The organism is Bradyrhizobium sp. Mp27, from assembly GCF_029953005.1.
GTDB lineage: Bacteria > Pseudomonadota > Alphaproteobacteria > Rhizobiales > Xanthobacteraceae > Bradyrhizobium > Bradyrhizobium barranii.
Genome location: NZ_JASAUS010000002.1, coordinates 186,020 through 202,613, shown reverse-complemented (window position 1 = coordinate 202,613; position 16,594 = coordinate 186,020). Strand labels below are relative to the sequence as shown.

17 protein-coding genes are annotated in these 16,594 nt (G+C 63.9%); 12 read left to right on the top strand and 5 right to left on the bottom strand.

Translation table 11 applies throughout. The annotated features are described in order from the left end of the window. Nucleotide 1: 1 nt before the first annotated feature. Nucleotides 2-1,402: an amidase family protein gene (locus QJT78_RS02520; RefSeq protein ID WP_038941844.1), complete on the bottom strand. Its 1,401-nt coding sequence runs from the start codon at nt 1,400-1,402 to the stop codon at nt 2-4. Nucleotides 1,403-1,649: 247 nt separating this feature from the next. After that, nucleotides 1,650-1,907: a hypothetical protein gene (locus QJT78_RS02515; protein WP_028147036.1), complete on the bottom strand. Its 258-nt coding sequence runs from the start codon at nt 1,905-1,907 to the stop codon at nt 1,650-1,652. Nucleotides 1,908-2,153: 246 nt separating this feature from the next. Here QJT78_RS02515 and pqqA point away from each other — a divergent pair, with 246 nt between their 5' ends. The 10 genes from pqqA (at nt 2,154) to QJT78_RS02465 (ending at nt 12,414) form a co-directional block, all read left to right on the top strand. Continuing rightward, entirely contained in the window at nt 2,154-2,234 is an 81-nt protein-coding gene (pqqA, locus tag QJT78_RS02510; protein WP_007595659.1) for a pyrroloquinoline quinone precursor peptide PqqA, read from the top strand. Between the two features lie 124 nt (nt 2,235-2,358). Then, a complete protein-coding gene (gene pqqB / locus QJT78_RS02505) occupies nt 2,359-3,288 on the top strand; it encodes a pyrroloquinoline quinone biosynthesis protein PqqB (RefSeq protein ID WP_028147037.1) in 930 nt (309 codons plus the stop codon). After that, nucleotides 3,285-4,064 (top strand): pyrroloquinoline-quinone synthase PqqC, encoded by a 780-nt coding sequence (gene pqqC / locus QJT78_RS02500; protein ID WP_028147038.1) that lies wholly within the window; start codon nt 3,285-3,287, stop codon nt 4,062-4,064. Before pqqB ends, pqqC begins: the two co-directional genes overlap by 4 nt. A gap of 12 nt (nt 4,065-4,076) precedes the next feature. Beyond that, nucleotides 4,077-4,388 (top strand): pyrroloquinoline quinone biosynthesis peptide chaperone PqqD, encoded by a 312-nt coding sequence (gene pqqD, locus QJT78_RS02495; protein WP_028147039.1) that lies wholly within the window; start codon nt 4,077-4,079, stop codon nt 4,386-4,388. Further along, nucleotides 4,385-5,578, top strand: a complete 1,194-nt coding sequence (pqqE, locus tag QJT78_RS02490) for a pyrroloquinoline quinone biosynthesis protein PqqE (RefSeq protein ID WP_028147040.1) — start codon at nt 4,385-4,387, stop codon at nt 5,576-5,578. Before pqqD ends, pqqE begins: the two co-directional genes overlap by 4 nt. Then, nucleotides 5,568-6,554: a prolyl aminopeptidase gene (gene pip, locus QJT78_RS02485; protein ID WP_028147041.1), complete on the top strand. Its 987-nt coding sequence runs from the start codon at nt 5,568-5,570 to the stop codon at nt 6,552-6,554. Before pqqE ends, pip begins: the two co-directional genes overlap by 11 nt. A 144-nt stretch (nt 6,555-6,698) precedes the next feature. Then, nucleotides 6,699-7,376 (top strand): DUF4286 family protein, encoded by a 678-nt coding sequence (locus QJT78_RS02480; protein WP_028147042.1) that lies wholly within the window; start codon nt 6,699-6,701, stop codon nt 7,374-7,376. Between the two features lie 235 nt (nt 7,377-7,611). Beyond that, on the top strand, nt 7,612-9,411 hold the full coding sequence (locus QJT78_RS02475; RefSeq protein WP_028147043.1) for an FAD-dependent oxidoreductase: 1,800 nt from the start codon (nt 7,612-7,614) through the stop codon (nt 9,409-9,411). Beyond that, the gene (locus QJT78_RS02470; RefSeq protein WP_038941841.1) at nt 9,381-11,228 is read left to right on the top strand and encodes a 2-oxoacid:acceptor oxidoreductase subunit alpha; all 1,848 of its coding nucleotides are present in this window, start codon (nt 9,381-9,383) and stop codon (nt 11,226-11,228) included. The genes QJT78_RS02475 and QJT78_RS02470 overlap by 31 nt, the downstream gene beginning before the upstream one ends. Before the next feature lie 130 nt (nt 11,229-11,358). Further along, entirely contained in the window at nt 11,359-12,414 is a 1,056-nt protein-coding gene (locus tag QJT78_RS02465; protein WP_014492810.1) for a 2-oxoacid:ferredoxin oxidoreductase subunit beta, read from the top strand. Here QJT78_RS02465 and QJT78_RS02460 read toward each other — a convergent pair whose 3' ends face one another. From QJT78_RS02460 to QJT78_RS02450, 3 genes are all read right to left on the bottom strand, one after another. After that, nucleotides 12,415-12,861 (bottom strand): DUF4399 domain-containing protein, encoded by a 447-nt coding sequence (locus QJT78_RS02460; RefSeq protein ID WP_028147044.1) that lies wholly within the window; start codon nt 12,859-12,861, stop codon nt 12,415-12,417. Between the two features lie 17 nt (nt 12,862-12,878). Then, entirely contained in the window at nt 12,879-14,480 is a 1,602-nt protein-coding gene (locus tag QJT78_RS02455) for an SUMF1/EgtB/PvdO family nonheme iron enzyme (RefSeq protein WP_038941840.1), read from the bottom strand. Between the two features lie 262 nt (nt 14,481-14,742). Next, nucleotides 14,743-15,327: an STM3941 family protein gene (locus QJT78_RS02450; protein WP_028147046.1), complete on the bottom strand. Its 585-nt coding sequence runs from the start codon at nt 15,325-15,327 to the stop codon at nt 14,743-14,745. A gap of 499 nt (nt 15,328-15,826) precedes the next feature. On the opposite strand from QJT78_RS02450, the gene QJT78_RS02445 reads away from it, so the two are divergent. Both QJT78_RS02445 and QJT78_RS02440 read left to right on the top strand, forming a co-directional pair. After that, complete coding sequence (locus QJT78_RS02445) at nt 15,827-16,150, top strand: metalloregulator ArsR/SmtB family transcription factor (RefSeq protein WP_028147048.1); 324 nt, start codon at nt 15,827-15,829, stop codon at nt 16,148-16,150. Next, nucleotides 16,147-16,578 (top strand): SRPBCC domain-containing protein, encoded by a 432-nt coding sequence (locus QJT78_RS02440; RefSeq protein ID WP_014492803.1) that lies wholly within the window; start codon nt 16,147-16,149, stop codon nt 16,576-16,578. The genes QJT78_RS02445 and QJT78_RS02440 overlap by 4 nt, the downstream gene beginning before the upstream one ends. Nucleotides 16,579-16,594 lie beyond the last annotated feature (16 nt).

The following is a 16,594-nucleotide window of genomic DNA, read 5'->3' as shown; positions in this document are numbered from 1 at the left end:
GCTAACCCACGGGATCGATCGGCGACGGCGGCACGCCGCCCGCCTCGATCGCTTCGCCTGCGAGCAGACACAGATCCTCGCGATAGCGGCCGGACACGATGTGCACGCCGACAGGCGCCTTGCCGACCAGACCGGTGGAGACCACGAGGCCCGGCAGTCCCATGAACGGGGTCGCGATTTGCGGCATCTGCGCCTCCCAGACGCGCTCGAAGGACTCACTGTCCTTGCGGTCGAGATGATCCGGGAACGGCAACTCGCCGGACACCGGCGTGAGCACCACGGCATATTTCTCGAAGAACAGCATCCAGTCGCGGGTCAGCGTCGCGCGTCGCGTGAGCGCCTTGGCGTAGTCCGCCTGGTCCATCGGCGTAACCTTGGCGCGATTGCCGCGCAGGCAGGCCAGCGCACCGGGATCGCCTTCGCGCTCAGCCATGTCCAGCTGCGCCTCGTAGCCATCGCCAAGCCAGAGTTTTCTCTGCCACTCGACCGCCTCGCGCATCGGCGGCGTGTTCTCGATGACCTCGACAGTCCAGCCGGCGCGCTCCAGCCGCTTGCCGGCGTCAGTCACCGCCGCCTTCACCTCCGGTTTGGTCGCAAGGCCGTCCGGATTGAGGCAGAGCGCGGCGCGCTTCGGCCGCGCGGGGCCCTGCAGTGGGACCGGCACGAACCAGGGGTCGCGGATGTCGCGGGCTGACATGGCTTCGAGCGAGATCCTGAGATCGTTGATGGTGCGCGCCAGCGGGCCCGACACGGCCATGATCTGCGGCCCGATCGGACGCTCCGGCAGCGCCGGGTTGAAGGCTGGGATGCGGCCCAAGGTCGGGCGCAGGCCGTGGACGCCGCAGGCATAGGCGGGATAGCGGATCGAGCCGGCGATATCAGTGCCGTGGGCGATATGGCCGATGCCGGCCGCGACCGCCGAGCCGGCACCACCGGACGAGCCGCCCGGCGTCAGCGAGGCATCGCGGGGGTTCTTGGTGTCGCCATGGACCAGATTGGTGGTGAACCAGCGATAGGAGAAGGCCGGGCAATTGGTGCGGCCAAGGAGAATGGCGCCCGCTTTCCGGAAATTGGCCACCACCGGATTGTCCTCGCGCGCGATCAGGTCGCGCTGGAGTTTCAGGCCGTTGGTGGTGGCAAAGCCTTCCTGGTCGACATTGGCCTTGATGGTGACGGGCACGCCGGCGAGCACACCGGGATCTTCTCCCTGGGCGATGGCGGCATCGACGGCGTCAGCCTGCTTGAGCACATCCTCCGGCCGGTGGTCGATCACCGCGTTCAGCTGGGGATTGACGGCGTCCAGGCGGGCCAATCCGGCCTTGGCCGCCTCCCTGGCGGAGACCTTTTTGGATTTGACGAGGGTGGCGAGGTCGGCGGCCGACAGGCGCCAGAGATCTTGCATGGCTTGCTCCGTTTAACCGGCGTCTTTTAGCGCCGGGAACGCGGCAAAGCCATGCGGATTTCGCGCGGAGGAAGAGCGGGTTTGGCGCCGGATAGTGCCTCATTTCCCGCCATTGCGAGCGACTTGTCCGCCATAGCTCGAAGAGCGACGGCGGAAGCGAAGCAATCCAGAATCCCTCCGCGGAGACAGTCTGGATTGCTTCGTCGCAAGGGCTCCTCGCAATGACGGGGGAAAGAGCGCGGGGGCCTCAATGCCTGGTCGCGGACTCGTCCGGCATGTCCAGCAGGGCCTCGGTGAAGGGGAATTCGAGCACGATCTCCCCGTCGTCGTCGGTCACCTCGATGACGGCCTCCATCAGCGCCGGCTGGGCGCCCTCCGACTTCACCACCTCCAGGATCATCTGGCGGGCGACCTCCCAGGCGCGATCGGGGTTACGCAGGTCCTCTCCGTCGGGATCCACGATCAATTCGTCGCCGATGCGGGTGTTGAAGAAGTATCTGGGCATCACGAGGGTCCAAATTGGGAGGCCTGTACCGGATTGAAAGCTGCACTGCACTCACAACTGCTTTATCAGGACAGGGTTCGCGACCGAATGCGCCATACGCAAGGCAGCGTCACGGGAAGTGATGTTCCACCATCATTTTCGCGGCGCAACATGGCTTTCTCGGGAAGATTTCACTAGCGAAGTTTTCCGCTCGCATTACTTTAACCATCGGGCGGATACGTCCGAATTCGTGAAATGGAGAGCCAAATGGCCTGGAAAGCCCCGAAGATCGTCGAAGTGCCCTGTGGCATGGAAATCAACATGTATGTGAGCGCCACCCGCAAGTAAGCGGTTGGTGGTTTCTGCGCAGGTGGATCTTTCGGTCACGATAGGTTTCCGGAAGTCGTGAACTTTGTCGGCATCCGTGTCGGCCTGAGATCCACCTCGCGACGTTCCCTCCAGGAGACGTATTATGCTTCGCGTCGTCGTCCTGGGCGCCGGGGCCGGCGGCGGAGTCCCGCAATGGAATTGCGGGTGTGAGGGCTGCCGGGCGGCCCGTCAAAACGGCCAGGAGCTTCAGAGAACCCAGGCCTCGGTCGCGTTCAGCGGCGACGGCGAGCACTGGTTCCTGATCAACGCTTCCCCCGACCTTCGCCAGCAATTGAACGCCACGCCGCAACTGCATCCCAAGGCCAGCGCGCTGCGCCATACGCCTGTTGCAGGCGTGATCCTGACCAACAGCGAGGTGGATGCGGTCGCGGGCCTGCTGTCGATGCGCGAGGGCTCGCCCTTCACGGTCTATGCGCATCAGAAGGTGCTGGCGATCCTGAAGAGCAACAGCATCTTCAACGTGCTGAACGAGAAGAACGTACAGCGCCAGCCGATTTCCATCCACGAGCCGTTCGAGCCGCGGCTGCCTGATGGCACGCGCGCGGGGATAGAGGTGCTGCCCTTCGCGGTACCGGGCAAGTCGGCGTGGTATCTGGAAGGCAAGGCGCATCCCGGCGGCGAGACCGGCGACGGCGATACGCTGGGGCTCAAGATCACGGACAAATCAACCGGCAAGTGCTTCTACTTCATCGCCGCCTGCGCCGAGGTGACCGATGCGCTCAAGGCCGAGATCGACGGCGCCGCGCTGGTGTTCTTTGACGGCACGGTCTGGCAGGATGACGAGATGATCAAGGCCGGGCTCGGCCACAAGACCGGCAAGAGCATGGGCCATGTCGCGATGTCCGGTCACGATGGCGCGATCGCGCGCCTCGCCGACCTCACTCTCGACAGGAAGATGTTTCTGCATATCAATAACTCGAATCCGGCGCTGCTGCCCGATACGCCCGAGCGCAAAGCGCTTGAGGCCGCGGGCTGGCGGATACCCGCCGACGGAACGGAGATCGTGCTGTGAATGCCGCGTCACTGACTGGAATAACCGCGCTCTCGATCGGCAAGGACATCAGGCTCAACTCGGCCGAGGAGCTTGAGGCGACGCTGCGCCATATCGGGGCGACGCGCTATCACAGCCTGCACCCGTTTCATAAGCTGCTGCACGGCGGCAAGCTCAACAAGGGCCAAGTGCAGGCCTGGGCGCTGAACCGCTACTATTACCAGAGCACAATCCCGATCAAGGACGCCGTGGTGATCTCGCGCTTCCGCGACCGCGCCACGCGGCTGGAATGGCGCCACCGCATCGAGGACCATGACGGCGACGTCGGCTCCGAGGGCGGCATCGAGCGCTGGCTGAAGCTGACCGAAGGCCTCGGTCTCGACACGGCCTATGTGGAATCGACCGAAGGTATCTTGCCGGCGACGCGCTTCGCGGTCGAAGCCTATGTCCATTACTGCCGCGAGAAGAGCCCGCTGGAGGCGATCGCGTCCTCGCTCACCGAATTGTTCGCGCCGAACCTGCACGAGGAGCGCATCTCCGGCATGCTGGAGCACTACGACTTCGTCAATCCTGATATCATGAGCTACTTCAAGCGGCGGCTGGCGCAGGCGCCGCGCGATGCCGGCTTCGCGCTCGACTACGTCAAGGCGCATGCCACGACGCCGGAGCAGCGCGCCTCCGTCTGCAACGCGCTGATCTTCAAGACCAACGTGCTGTGGGTGCAGCTGGACGCGCTCCAGCACGCCTATGTCGAGGGCCACATTCCGCCGGGCGCCTTCGTGCCCAAAGCGAGCTGAGGGACAAGCGCAATGGCCGGGCCGCGGAACATCAGCGTCAGCGAGGCAAGCCGCCCGGTGCTGCCGCGACATGCCAAGCTGAAATATGACGAGACGCGCAAGGTCTGGGTGATCCTGGCGCCGGAACGGGTGCTGGCGCCCGACGAGATCGCGGTCGAGGTCTTGCAGCTCTGCGACGGCGAGCGCAATGTCGGCGACGTCGCGGACCAGCTGGCCGCGAAATACGCCGCGCCGCGCGAGGCGATCCTGGCCGACGTCATCGTCATGCTCCAGGATCTCGCCGACAAGGGCTTCCTCACCGAGGCCCGGGAGAAGACGTCATGAGCGATGTGCTCCCGACCGTCCCGCCTGACGCCAGCGACAGTCTCGCGGTGCTGGAGAAGAGCCGCTCGACTGCGGAGACGTTCGGCATTCCGCTCGCCGTGCTGCTCGAGATCACGCATCGCTGCCCGCTGCAATGCCCCTATTGCTCCAATCCCGTCGAGCTCGACCGCTCCGGCAAGGAGCTGACCACCGACGAATGGAAGAAGGTGCTGAGCGAGCTCGCCGAGATCGGCGTGCTCCAGGTGCATTTCTCCGGCGGCGAGCCGACGGCGCGGAAGGACCTCGTCGAGCTGGTCAAGCATGCCAGCGACGCCGGCCTCTACACCAATTTGATCACCTCGGCCGTGCTGCTGACGCGCGAGCGGCTGAGCGAGCTGGCCGATGCTGGGCTCTGTCACGTGCAGATCAGTTTCCAGGGCGTTGAAGAAGGTCTCGCCGACCGCGTCGCCGGCTATAAAAACGGGCACCGCAAGAAGCTCGAAGTGGCGAAATGGACGCGCGAGCTCGATCTGCCGCTCACCGTGAACGCGGTGATGCACCGGCAGAACCTGCATCAGCTCCCCGACATCATCCAGATGTCGATTGATCTCGATGCCGACCGGCTCGAGGTCGCCAATGTCCAATATTACGGCTGGGCGCTGAAGAACCGCGCCGCGCTGATGCCGACGGTCGCGCAGCTCGACGAATGCACCCGCATCGTCGAGGAGGCGCGCGAGCGGCTGAAGGGCACGCTCGCCATCGACTACGTGGTACCGGACTATTACGCGCTACGGCCGAAGAAGTGCATGGGCGGCTGGGGCCGGCAGTTCTTCAACATCTCGCCCGCCGGCAAGGTGCTGCCGTGCCACGCCGCCGAGAGCATCACCGGGCTCGAGTTCGAGTCCGTGCGCTCCAACCATTCGATCGCCTGGATCTGGCAGAACTCCGACGCCTTCAACCGCTATCGCGGCACCGGCTGGATGAAGGAGCCGTGCAAGTCCTGCGAATTCCGCGAGATCGATTTCGGCGGCTGCCGCTGCCAGGCCTTTGCGCTGACGGGCGACGCCGCCAACACCGATCCGGCCTGCGCGCTGTCGCCGCTGCACGAGACCATCTTCAAGCAGGCCGAGCGCGAGGCCGAGGGCGAGACCAACCGCTTCCTCTATCGCAATTTCGCCGGCGGCACTCTGGAATCCGGGAATGATGCCTGACGCCGACGCAGGCACAGCCGCCAAACGTGCCGATCCCTTTGCGCCGCTGACCTCCGACATGCTCGATGTCGGCGACGGTCACGAGCTCTATGTCGAGAGCGTCGGCCGCAACGATGGCATCCCCGCCATTTATCTGCACGGCGGGCCCGGCAGCGGCTGCCAACCCGACCATCGCAAGCTGTTCGATCCCGAACGCTTCTGCGCGGTGCTGTTCGACCAGCGCGGCTGCGGCCGCAGCCGGCCCAAGGGATCGCGCGAAAACAACACGACGGCGCATCTGATCGCGGACATTGAGAAGATCCGCGAGAAATTCGGCTTCGACCGCTGGATGGTGGTCGGCGGCTCCTGGGGCGCGACGCTGGCATTGGCTTATGCCGAGGCCCATCCCGAACGCGTCTCCGGCATTGCGCTCCGCGCAACCTTCCTGGGCACCCGCGCCGAGGTCGAAACCGCTTTCACATCGCGCCTGTCGCAATTCTATCCGGCGCTCTACGAGGATTTTCTCAGCGTGCTGCCGCCCGATGAGCGCGCACACCCGGTGGACGCCTATTGGCGCCGCATCCTCGATGCCGATCCGGCCGCGCATGGCCCCGCCGCGCGGGCCTGGCACGACACCGAGCGCGTCTTGTCTGAGCACAAGGCAGCCAAGACGCGGCTGGACCTCGCATCGCTGAACGTGTGGCGCACGCTGCCCGCGACGCCGTTCATGGAAGCGCATTATTTCGTCCACGACAGCTTCTTGACGGACAACCAGCTGTTGCGGAACGCGGGCAAGCTCGCCGGCATTCCCGGCATCATCGTGCAGGGCCGCTACGATCTGTTGTGCCCTCCTGAGACATCCGAGCGGCTTGCGAAAGTTTGGCCGGGTTCCGAGATTCGGATCGTGGAAGAAGCCGGACATTCGCTCTATGATGCCGGCGTGCGGGACGCGGTCATGAAGTCGATCGCCGATCTCGCGTCGAAAGCCGCGCGCTAGATCGATCTCCTCATCCTGAGGAGCGCTCCAAAGGGAGCGCGTCTCGAAGGATGGGGGCCGAGATGTAGCAGCGGGGCCTTCATGGTTCGAGACGCCACTTCGTGGCTCCTCGCCATGAGGGTCTGAATGGGAAGGACAAGAACAATGCCGCTCGCCGGGACAGGCATGCTGCTGACGTCGATGAATATCGACGCAGCGGACGAAGCCGATTTCAACCGCTGGTACGATCGCGAGCATCTGGAAGAGCGCGTCGCGATCGAGGGTTTCCTGGAGGCGCGGCGCTATGTCGCGCATGCCGCCAACCCCAAATATCTCTCGCTGTACTCGACCGCAACGCTCGACGTGCTCGACAGTCCCGCCTACCGGGCCCGCCTCGCCAACCAGACCGAATGGTCGCGGCGGACCATGGCCCTTTTCAAGAACATGCTGCGCGTGGTCGCGCGCATCACCATCAGCAAGGGCACCGGTCGCGGCGCAGCACTCGGGCTGGTGCGGCTGCGGCCGAGCGCCGACAATGCCGGGACATGGCGTGATGCACTGCACGAAAAGCTGACGCCCGGGGAGCGCGAAGGCATCATCTCGATGCATCTGCTCGAAAGCGAGCCGGAATTGTCGGGCGCGACCGCAGACATTCCAGCGGAGCGCAGTGAGGGCGCGCGCGACTGGTTCGTGCTGATCGACGGCACGCATGTCGGCGCGGTCTCCGCTGTCATTGCCGAACGCTTCACCGGCCCCGCCGCATCGCCCTTCCCGCTTCCCGTCTCCGTCGGCACTTACAGCCTGATGTGGGATCTCGCGAAGAGCGATATCGCGTCCGGCTAGCGGCCATCCGCAACGCAACATATTGCACCGCACGCATCTTGCGTGCGGCCGTTAATGCTGAGCGCGCGCAGCACCTATGAAAGCAGGTGATCGCGCAAATTTGTCGTTGTACTTCGGAACGGTTCTAATAAGCTAACCCAATGACGTCATTCATAAACCAGATCGACGCGCATTAGCGTTCGCCAAGCTCAAGAAAAGGCCGCCGGGTCTTTGGGCCTGTGCGGACAGGGTAGGAATGAAACCGACCGACATCGCGGCCCCCGACTACTTTCACAAAGTGGTCGATTGCCAGTGGGCCTGTCCTGCACACACCCCGGTTCCCGAATACATCCGACTGATCGCACAAGGCCGCTACAGCGACGCCTACATGATCAATTGGAAATCGAACGTGTTCCCGGGAATTCTGGGACGCACCTGTGATCGTCCATGCGAGCCGGCGTGCCGTCGCGGACGCGTCGAGGAGACGCCGGTGGCGATCTGCCGCCTCAAGCGCGTCGCCGCCGATTTCAAGGACGACATCAGGCAGCGCCTGCCGCGCCCCTCGCCGAAGAACGGCAAGCGCGTTGCGTTCGTCGGCGGTGGCCCCGCCTCGCTGACGGTGGCGCGCGACCTTGCCCCGCTCGGCTATCACTGCACCGTGTTCGACGGCGATCCGGAAGCCGGCGGCATGATGCGCACGCAAATCCCGAAATTCCGCCTGCCCAATTCGGTCATCGACGAGGAGACCGGCTACATCCTGGGTCTCGGCGTCGAGTTCAAAGGCGGCCATCGCATCGAGAGCATGAAGGCGCTGCTCGCGGAGAAATATGACGCGATCTTCGTCGGCTCCGGCGCACCGCGCGGACGCGAGCTCGATGTTCGCGGCCGGAAGGAAGCTGCCGCCAACATCCATATCGGCATCGATTGGCTGTCCTCGGTGTCGTTCGGCCACACCGACAAGATCGGCAAACGCGTGATCGTGCTCGGCGGCGGCAACACCGCGATGGATTGCTGCCGCACCGCGCGCCGCCTCGGCGGCACAGACGTGAAAGTCATTGTGCGCTCCGGCTTCGAGGAGATGAAGGCCTCGCCCTGGGAGAAGGAAGACGCGATCCACGAGGACATCCCGATCCTCAACTACATGGTCCCGGTGGCATTCAAGCATGTCGCCGGCAAGCTCATCGGCGTCACCTTCCAGCACGTCAAAGCCGAATACGACGCCAAAGGCCGCCGCAATCTGGTGCCTTCGGGCGACCCCGATCAGACCATTCCCTGCGACGACGTGCTGGTCGCGGTCGGCCAGGAGAACGCCTTCCCCTGGATCGAGCAGGATTGCGGCATCGAGTTCGACAAATGGCACATGCCCAAGGTCGATCCGAAGACCTTCGTCTCGACCAATCCGAAAGTGTTCTTCGGCGGCGACGCCGCGTTCGGCCCGAAGAACATCATCTGGGCCGTGGCGCAGGGCCATGATGCCGCGCTGTCGATCCACAAGATGCTCTCGGGCGACGACATCACCGAACGGCCGCTGCCGGAGGTGCAAATCTCCTCGCAGAAGATGGGCATCCACGAATGGAGCTATGACAACGACATCTCCAACGACAAGCGCTTCAAGGTGCCGCATCGCGACAAGGTGATCGCGCTGAAGGACATCCGCACCGAGGTCGAGCTCGGCTACGACGTCAAGCTGGCGCTGGGCGAAGCCGAGCGCTGCCTGAACTGCGACGTCCAGACCGTGTTCTCGACCTCGCTCTGCATCGAGTGCGACGCCTGCGCCGACATCTGCCCGATGGACTGCATCACCTTCACTGACAATGGCGAGGAAAGCGACCTGCGCCATCGCCTGAAGGCGCCCTCGCCGCATCCGGACCAGGACCTCTACGTCTCCAGTGACCTCAAGACCGGGCGCGTGATGGTCAAGGACGAGGACGTCTGCCTGCATTGCGGGCTGTGCGCGGAGCGTTGTCCCACCGGAGCCTGGGACATGCAGAAATATTTCATCGAGATGACCCACGCAGGTTCGACATGTCCGACAAAAAGCCGCTCAGCAGCGTAAACGACTTCGTCGTCCGTTTCGCCAACGTCAACGGCTCGGGCTCGGCCAGCGCCAACGAGATGTTCGCGCGCGCGATCCTGCGCCACGGCGTGCCGGTCTCCCCCCGCAACATCTTCCCCTCCAACATCCAGGGCCTGCCGACCTGGTACGAAGTGCGGGTGACGGAAGACGGCCATCTCGGCGCCCGTGGCGGCGTCGACATGATGGTGGCGATGAATCCGCAGACCTGGGACAAGGACGTCGCCGGCATCGAGCCCGGCGGCTATCTGTTCTACGATTCCACCAAGCCGATGCCGTCGACCAAATTCCGCGACGACATCACCGTGATCGGCGTGCCGCTCACCGCGATCACCAACTCGACCTACACCGATCCGCGCCAGCGCCAGCTGTTCAAGAACATCATCTATCTGGGCAGCCTCTCGGCGCTGCTCGACATGGACCCGAAGCTGATCGAGCAGCTGATCGGCGAGCAGTACAAGGGCAAGGAGAAGCTGCTCTCCTCCAACGTTCATGCGCTGCATCTCGGCCGCGACTGGGCGCTACAGAACCTGAAATGCCCGATCGGGCTGCGGGTGAAGAAAACCGACAAGGTCGGCGACCGCATCTTCATCGAGGGCAACAGCGCCGCCGCGCTCGGCGCGGTCTATGGCGGCGCCACCGTGTGCGCCTGGTATCCGATCACGCCGTCCTCGTCGGTGGCGGAGGCTTTCACCGCCCACTGCAAGAAGTACCGGCACGACCCTGAAACGGGCAAGGCGAAATACGCCATCGTGCAGGGCGAGGACGAGCTGGCTTCGATCGGTATCGTCATTGGCGCCTCCTGGAACGGCGCCCGCGCCTTCACCGCGACCTCCGGCCCCGGCATTTCCTTGATGACCGAGTTCATCGGCCTCTCCTATTTCGCGGAGATCCCGGCCGTGATCATGAACATCCAGCGCGCCGGTCCCTCGACCGGCATGCCGACCCGCACCCAGCAATGCGACATCATCGCCTGCGCCTATGCTTCGCATGGCGACACCAAGCATGTGCTGTTGTTCCCGGAAGATCCGGCCGAGGCCTTCGAATTCGCGGCGGCCGCATTCGATCTTGCCGAACGGCTCCAGACCACGATTTTCCTGATGCTCGACCTCGACATCGGGATGAACCACCGTCTCTGCCGCCCGCTGAAGTGGGACGACGCGAAACAGTATGACCGCGGCAAGGTGATGACCACGGAGATGCTGGAGGAAGGCCGCGACTTCGGCCGCTATCTCGACGTCGACGGCGATGGCATTCCCTACCGCACCTATCCCGGCACGCATCCGACGAAGGGCTCCTATTTCACCCGCGGCACCTCGCGCGACCGCTATGCGCGCTACTCCGAGGAAGGCTCGGTCTATGCCGACAACATGCAGCGTCTGGTGCGCAAGTTCGAGACCGCGCAGGACCTGGTCCCGCGCCCACTCCAGGCCAACGCGGAACGGCCGACCAAATATGGCATGATCTATTTCGGCTCGACCTCGCCCGCGATGGACGAGGCGATCGGCCTGCTGGAAGCGCGCGGACATCAGCTCGACCGCCTGCGCATCCGCGCCTTCCCGTTCCACTCGAGCGTGGCGAGCTTCCTCGCCGAGCACGACTTCGTCTACGTGGTCGAACAGAACCGCGACGCCCAGCTCCGCCAGCTCATCGTCAACGAGAACGGCATCGACCCGGTGCGCCTCGTGCCGATCGTGCATTATGACGGCACCCCGATCACCGCCCGTTTCATCGCAAAAGCCATTGGCGACCACCAGGATCACCTCAAGGTGACCCCGCTCCGCAAGGCCGTGTCATGATTTGCGCATTGCTCTCTCCTCCGTCATGCCCGGGCTTGACCCGGGCATCCACGCCATTTTTCCCTGCCGCCAAGACGTGGATGGCCGGGACGAGCCCGGCCATGACGGGCCAGAATCTGCAGGTGATTTGATGACCTATATTGCCAAGCCGAAATTCCATCATCCGGGCCTGAAGAAGAACGAGCTCGGCTACACGCACCGCGACTACGAGGGCAAGATCTCGACGCTGTGCGCCGGCTGCGGCCACGACTCGATCACGGCCTCGATCATCGAGGCCTGCTACGAGCTCTCGATCGAACCGCACCGGGTCGCGAAGATTTCGGGCATCGGCTGCTCGTCGAAGACGCCGGACTATTTCCTCGGCAATTCGCACGGCTTCAACTCCGTGCACGGCCGCATGCCCAGCGTGCTGACCGGCGCCAACCTCGCCAACCGCGATCTGATCTATCTCGGCGTCTCCGGCGACGGCGATTCCGCCTCGATCGGCTTCGGCCAGTTCGCGCATTCGATCCGCCGCGGCGTCAACATGACCTATATCGTCGAGAACAACGGCGTCTATGGCCTGACCAAGGGCCAGTTCTCGGCGACCGCCGACCGCGGCTCGAAGTCCAAGAAAGGCGTCACCAACACCGACAACGCGATCGACCTCGTCGCGATTGCGCTGCAGCTCGGGGCCACCTTCGTCGCGCGCTCGTTCTCCGGCGACAAGACCCAGCTGGTGCCGCTGATCGCCGCCGCGATCCGCCACAAGGGCGCGTCCTTCATCGACGTCATCAGCCCCTGCATCGCCTTCAACAACCACGCCGGCTCGACCAAGAGCTTCGACTATGTGCGCGAGCACAATGACGCCGTGAACCGGCTCGACGTGCTGGTCGGCCGCGATCCCATCGCCGTCGATTACGCGCCGGGAACGGTGCAGGTGGTCGAGCAGCACGACGGCAGCAAGATCGCGCTGCGCAAGATCGACGCGGATTACGACCCGCACGACCGGCTCGGCGCCCAGACCTTCCTGCAGAAGCACGCCGCCAAGGGCCAGATCGTCACCGGTCTGCTCTACGTCGATCCCGATGCGGAAGACCTGCACGCGCATCTCAACACGGTCGAGACGCCGCTCAATACGCTGGAAGCGGATACGCTGTGCCCGGGCTCGGCGGCGCTGGACAAGTTCAACGCCAGCCTGCGGTGATCATCTCCCGCGCTCGACCGGCTGCCTGACACGTATGGTGATCTTCTCCGATACGACAGGCGGCTCGAACGGGTAGTGCTTTGCGTCGCCCAGCACCAGTTGCAGCGTGTGCGTCCCGGGGGGAAGTTCGAGCAGGGTTTCGGTCTGCCCGGCCCCGAAGTGCAGATGCGACTTGTCCTGCGGGATTGGCTCCTTGGGATCGATGGGATCCTTGACGTCAACCAGCAAATGATGATGGCCGGCGTTCTGGTACTCGTCGCCGGCGTGCGTCACGCCCATGTTGCGCAAGCCGAACCGGACCCAGAACCCGCCGCGAACCTTCTGCCCGTCACGCGGGGTGATGAAATAAAGCTTGGCGTCTTTGGGAGCGGTCTTGCCCTGCGGATAGGCGACGCCCGGCAGCAATGCAAGCGCCGCCGCCAGGGCGGCGCAACGAATGATCTGCATCGAAATGACTCCACCACTTAAGGACTTAGAGCAACGCGGAATCCATGCGTCGGATAACGAACATTGGTATCGTAGCCATCGCGGTTGGACGGCCTCACATATCTCGAATCGTTCTTCCATGAACCCGAGCGCAGGACATGCGACGAGCAGTCCCCGCCGTTCCATGCCGAGCCGTCACCTGGGGCGCCCTGATAGGTCTTGCGCCAGCAGTCCTCGACCCACTGATCGACACCGCCCCCCATGTCGTGGAGGCCGAACGGATTCGGCTTGAAGCTGCCGACCTTCGCCGGCTGCTCGGCCGCGAGGTCACCGCAATCCTTGCATCCCGCCATGCCCGGCTGGAGCTTGTCGCCCCACCAATATTTCGTCTGCGTCCCGCCGCGCGCGGCGTATTCCCATTCGGCTTCGCTCGGAAGCCGATACGACTTCTTCGTGGTCCGCGCGAGCCAGGCCGCATATTGCTGCGCGTCGGTCCAGCTCACATTGGTGATCGGCGCATCGTCCTTGCCGATGGCGGTGAAGCCGCACGCCTTTGCAGCCGCGCATTCGTTCCATTCCTGCACGGTCACCGGATATTTGCCGATCGAGAACGGCTTGACCGTGACCTGGTGGACGGGACGTTCGGTCGGATCGTCATTGCTTCCCATCGCAAAGCTGCCGCCGCGAATGGCGATCATCTCGGGTTCGCGGAACGGCGTGGCCGATGGGCTTGGTGCTGGACTTGACGTCGAAGCACTTGGCGCGGAAGCACTTGACGCCGGAGCACTTGGCGCCGAAGCACTTGGTGCCGGAGTGGGCGATGGAGACGATGCCGCCAATGAAGGAGACGGCTGCGGGGTTTGTGTCGCGGCTTCTCGCGGTGCAGGTTGCGGGCTCGGTGATGCGACCGGAGCAACAGTCGGCGCGGCGGCCTGTTGGTTCACCCTGCCCGACGGCTGCGACAGCAGATACCACAGCACGCCGGAAGCGATCACGAGGAGCGTGACGCCGAGAAGAAAGATTAGGGTATTCTCGCGCCGGCCGCGCGTCCTCCCGACCGCATCTGCATCCGGCAGCACACGATAGACGCGCACCGGATCGGTGATGTTCTTGACCTTGCGATCGCCGAGCGACTCATAGCCGCATACCACCTTGTGCTTGATCTGCTCGTAGATCGCGCCGGAGATGTAGACCTGACCGGGCTCGGCGATACCCTCGATGCGCGTCGCGATGTTGACGCCGTCGCCGTAGACGTCGTCGGGCTCCACGATGACGTCGCCAAGATTGACGCCAATCCGATATTCGATCCGGGAGACCTTCGGAAGCGAAGCGTTGCGCCCGACGAGATTCTGCTGAATGACGATGCTGCAGCGAACGGCCTCGACGGGACTGTCGAAGATCGCGATGAAGCCGTCTCCCGTCGTCTTCACCAACGTTCCATGGTGTTCGACGATGCTGGGCTCAATGAGATCCCGCTCGATCCGCTTGACGCGAACATGCGTGCCTTCCTCGTCGGCCTGCATCAAGCGGCTGTAGGAAGCGATGTCACCGACGATGATTGCGGCGAGACGACGAGGCATCGAGCCGTGTGGAGGCGGCTCGTCATGATTTCCGGATCTGAAGTTACGAATCTCGCCCATTGCGGGGAACTCCACAAACGCGGGTGAGCTTACGACATCGAATTTCAGCTGTCTGTGAAGACTATCACATTGATGATCCGCGACAATCTCGCAGAAATCAGCCGCGCCGAGTTCCCGGGCAGAAGCGCGGCAAGGATTGAACCTTCTCGGACCGACGGCGGACTAAGGGTCGCGCGACCACCCGGCAACGCAGCCTATACCTGCTTCGACCGCCGCTGCGATGCGCGGCATTCTACCCGATGCCGGCGATTCCTCGGCCGCTTCAGCTGACAGCCTCGGGCTCCGGTTCAGGCTCCGGCACGGCGTGGTCCGAAGGGGCCGGTCGTCCGGCACCCCAATATTGCTTGCAGGTCTCGAGCAATGTCCTGACGTCCATGGTCAGGCCGCCCGCATTGACGATCACGCTGTCAGCGCCAAGCGTCTTGTTCATCAGCGACAAGGCACGCCCTAGGAAGCCCCCGGAGAATCGCCCGGCGACAAGGGGATCGAGCTTGAGCACCACGAACTTCTGCAGGCGCTGCTCCCAGATCTGTATCTTCCGCACGGAGCTCCAGGCGATGGTCTCGTCGGCGAGCCTGAGGTCGCGAATGCCGACACGGCTGATGAAGACGACCGGCGACCTGGCGGAGATTAACCTCCAGAACATCCTGAAGGTGGCAAGGCCGAAAAACACCGCGCCGACGTAGCAGGCGGCGACCTCGAACGTGGTGATGTTCTTGCCTTGCTGCCACATGAATGCGAGCGCAGCGCAGAGCAGCGTCAGCAGCAGATTGGCGCCGAAAAACATCAGCAGCCGTCCTCGGGAATAGCCGATCGTAATGTTGGGCAGGTTCTGACCTACGGACATGTTCGACCGCCACCAGCCTTTTGCGACAACCCTGGGTTTACGAACGCCCCTTCTCCCGAATTATTAGGACTGGAACCTTGCGCGAGGCTGCCCACGGGAATGCAAGGCATCGGCACTTGAACGCGCGGCGTTCGGCTTGCGACTAACCGCCAGTCGGCTCTCACCCCCCTCCGATGCGGCCGTCAAGGGTTCACGCGCCCGGTGCGATCATGAAGCTTGCCCTCCTCCTTCCGCTTGTCCTTGCCGCCTTCGTCGGTGCCGCCACATTCTCCGTCATTGCGAGCCACCGGGTCCGCGCGGAGCGCGGCCCGATGACAGGCTCCGCGAAGCAATCCAGTCCCTCCGGGGAGGCAGACTGGATTGCTTCGTCGCAAGGGCTCCTCGCAATAACGGTGGATAGGGGTGCGTCAGCGAAGCGCCACATCCTCCCATCGCACTTGACTTATCCATAACTCTACGGTTATGAGTCCATCCATAACTTATGGGTTATGGATTTTACATGTCCGCCGCGCACGATCTTCTGTTCAGGACGCTCGCTGATCCGACCCGGCGGGCGATCTTCGAGCGGCTGTGCCGGGAGGGCGAGCAGACGGTCGGGGCACTGACCGCGACATCCGGCGTTTCCCAGCCGGCGGTCTCAAAACATCTCGGCGCGCTGAAACAGGCCGGGCTGGTGCGCGACCGCCATGCAGGACGCCAGACCCATTACAGCGCGCAGCCCGGCGCGCTCAATCCGCTGATCGACTGGACCGGCCAGATGGCCGGCTTCTGGCAGAACCGGCTCGATGCACTCGACGATCTCCTGAAGAGGATGGACCAATGACCGAAGCTGCCGCCGAGATGCGCTCCGTGGTGATCGAGCGCGAATTTGCCTTTCCGGCCGAGCGGATCTGGCGCGCGCTGACGCAGCCGCATCTGATCGAGGAATGGCTGATGAAGAACGACTTCAAGCCGGTCGTCGGTCATCGCTTCAATCTTCGCGGCGAATGGGGCGGCGTGCTGGACTGCGAGGTCCTCACCATCGAGCCGCAGCGCGCGCTCGCCTATACCTGGAACTTCTCGCATGAGGACGCGGCGTTCGATCTGAAAAGCGTGGTGACCTTCACGCTGACGCCGACGAACGCGGGCACGCATTTGCGCGTCGAGCAGGCGGGCTTCAGCCCGACGCAGAAGCAGGCCTATGGCGGCGCGCATGCCGGCTGGAAGCAGTTTTTCGCCAAGCTGGACGAGGTGCTGGCGCGAGCTGACTAGGTCCGTCGCCGGCCTT

Coding starts and splice junctions, on each gene's coding strand:
- QJT78_RS02520 (WP_038941844.1), bottom strand. CDS start 1,402: ATGCAAGATCTCTGGCGCCTGTCGGCCGCCGACCTCGCCACCCTCGTC.
- QJT78_RS02515 (WP_028147036.1), bottom strand. CDS start 1,907: ATGCCCAGATACTTCTTCAACACCCGCATCGGCGACGAATTGATCGTG.
- pqqA (WP_007595659.1), top strand. CDS start 2,154: ATGGCCTGGAAAGCCCCGAAGATCGTCGAAGTGCCCTGTGGCATGGAA.
- pqqB (WP_028147037.1), top strand. CDS start 2,359: ATGCTTCGCGTCGTCGTCCTGGGCGCCGGGGCCGGCGGCGGAGTCCCG.
- pqqD (WP_028147039.1), top strand. CDS start 4,077: ATGGCCGGGCCGCGGAACATCAGCGTCAGCGAGGCAAGCCGCCCGGTG.
- pqqE (WP_028147040.1), top strand. CDS start 4,385: ATGAGCGATGTGCTCCCGACCGTCCCGCCTGACGCCAGCGACAGTCTC.
- pip (WP_028147041.1), top strand. CDS start 5,568: ATGATGCCTGACGCCGACGCAGGCACAGCCGCCAAACGTGCCGATCCC.
- QJT78_RS02480 (WP_028147042.1), top strand. CDS start 6,699: ATGCCGCTCGCCGGGACAGGCATGCTGCTGACGTCGATGAATATCGAC.
- QJT78_RS02475 (WP_028147043.1), top strand. CDS start 7,612: ATGAAACCGACCGACATCGCGGCCCCCGACTACTTTCACAAAGTGGTC.
- QJT78_RS02470 (WP_038941841.1), top strand. CDS start 9,381: ATGTCCGACAAAAAGCCGCTCAGCAGCGTAAACGACTTCGTCGTCCGT.
- QJT78_RS02465 (WP_014492810.1), top strand. CDS start 11,359: ATGACCTATATTGCCAAGCCGAAATTCCATCATCCGGGCCTGAAGAAG.
- QJT78_RS02460 (WP_028147044.1), bottom strand. CDS start 12,861: ATGCAGATCATTCGTTGCGCCGCCCTGGCGGCGGCGCTTGCATTGCTG.
- QJT78_RS02455 (WP_038941840.1), bottom strand. CDS start 14,480: ATGGGCGAGATTCGTAACTTCAGATCCGGAAATCATGACGAGCCGCCT.
- QJT78_RS02450 (WP_028147046.1), bottom strand. CDS start 15,327: ATGTCCGTAGGTCAGAACCTGCCCAACATTACGATCGGCTATTCCCGA.
- QJT78_RS02445 (WP_028147048.1), top strand. CDS start 15,827: ATGTCCGCCGCGCACGATCTTCTGTTCAGGACGCTCGCTGATCCGACC.
- QJT78_RS02440 (WP_014492803.1), top strand. CDS start 16,147: ATGACCGAAGCTGCCGCCGAGATGCGCTCCGTGGTGATCGAGCGCGAA.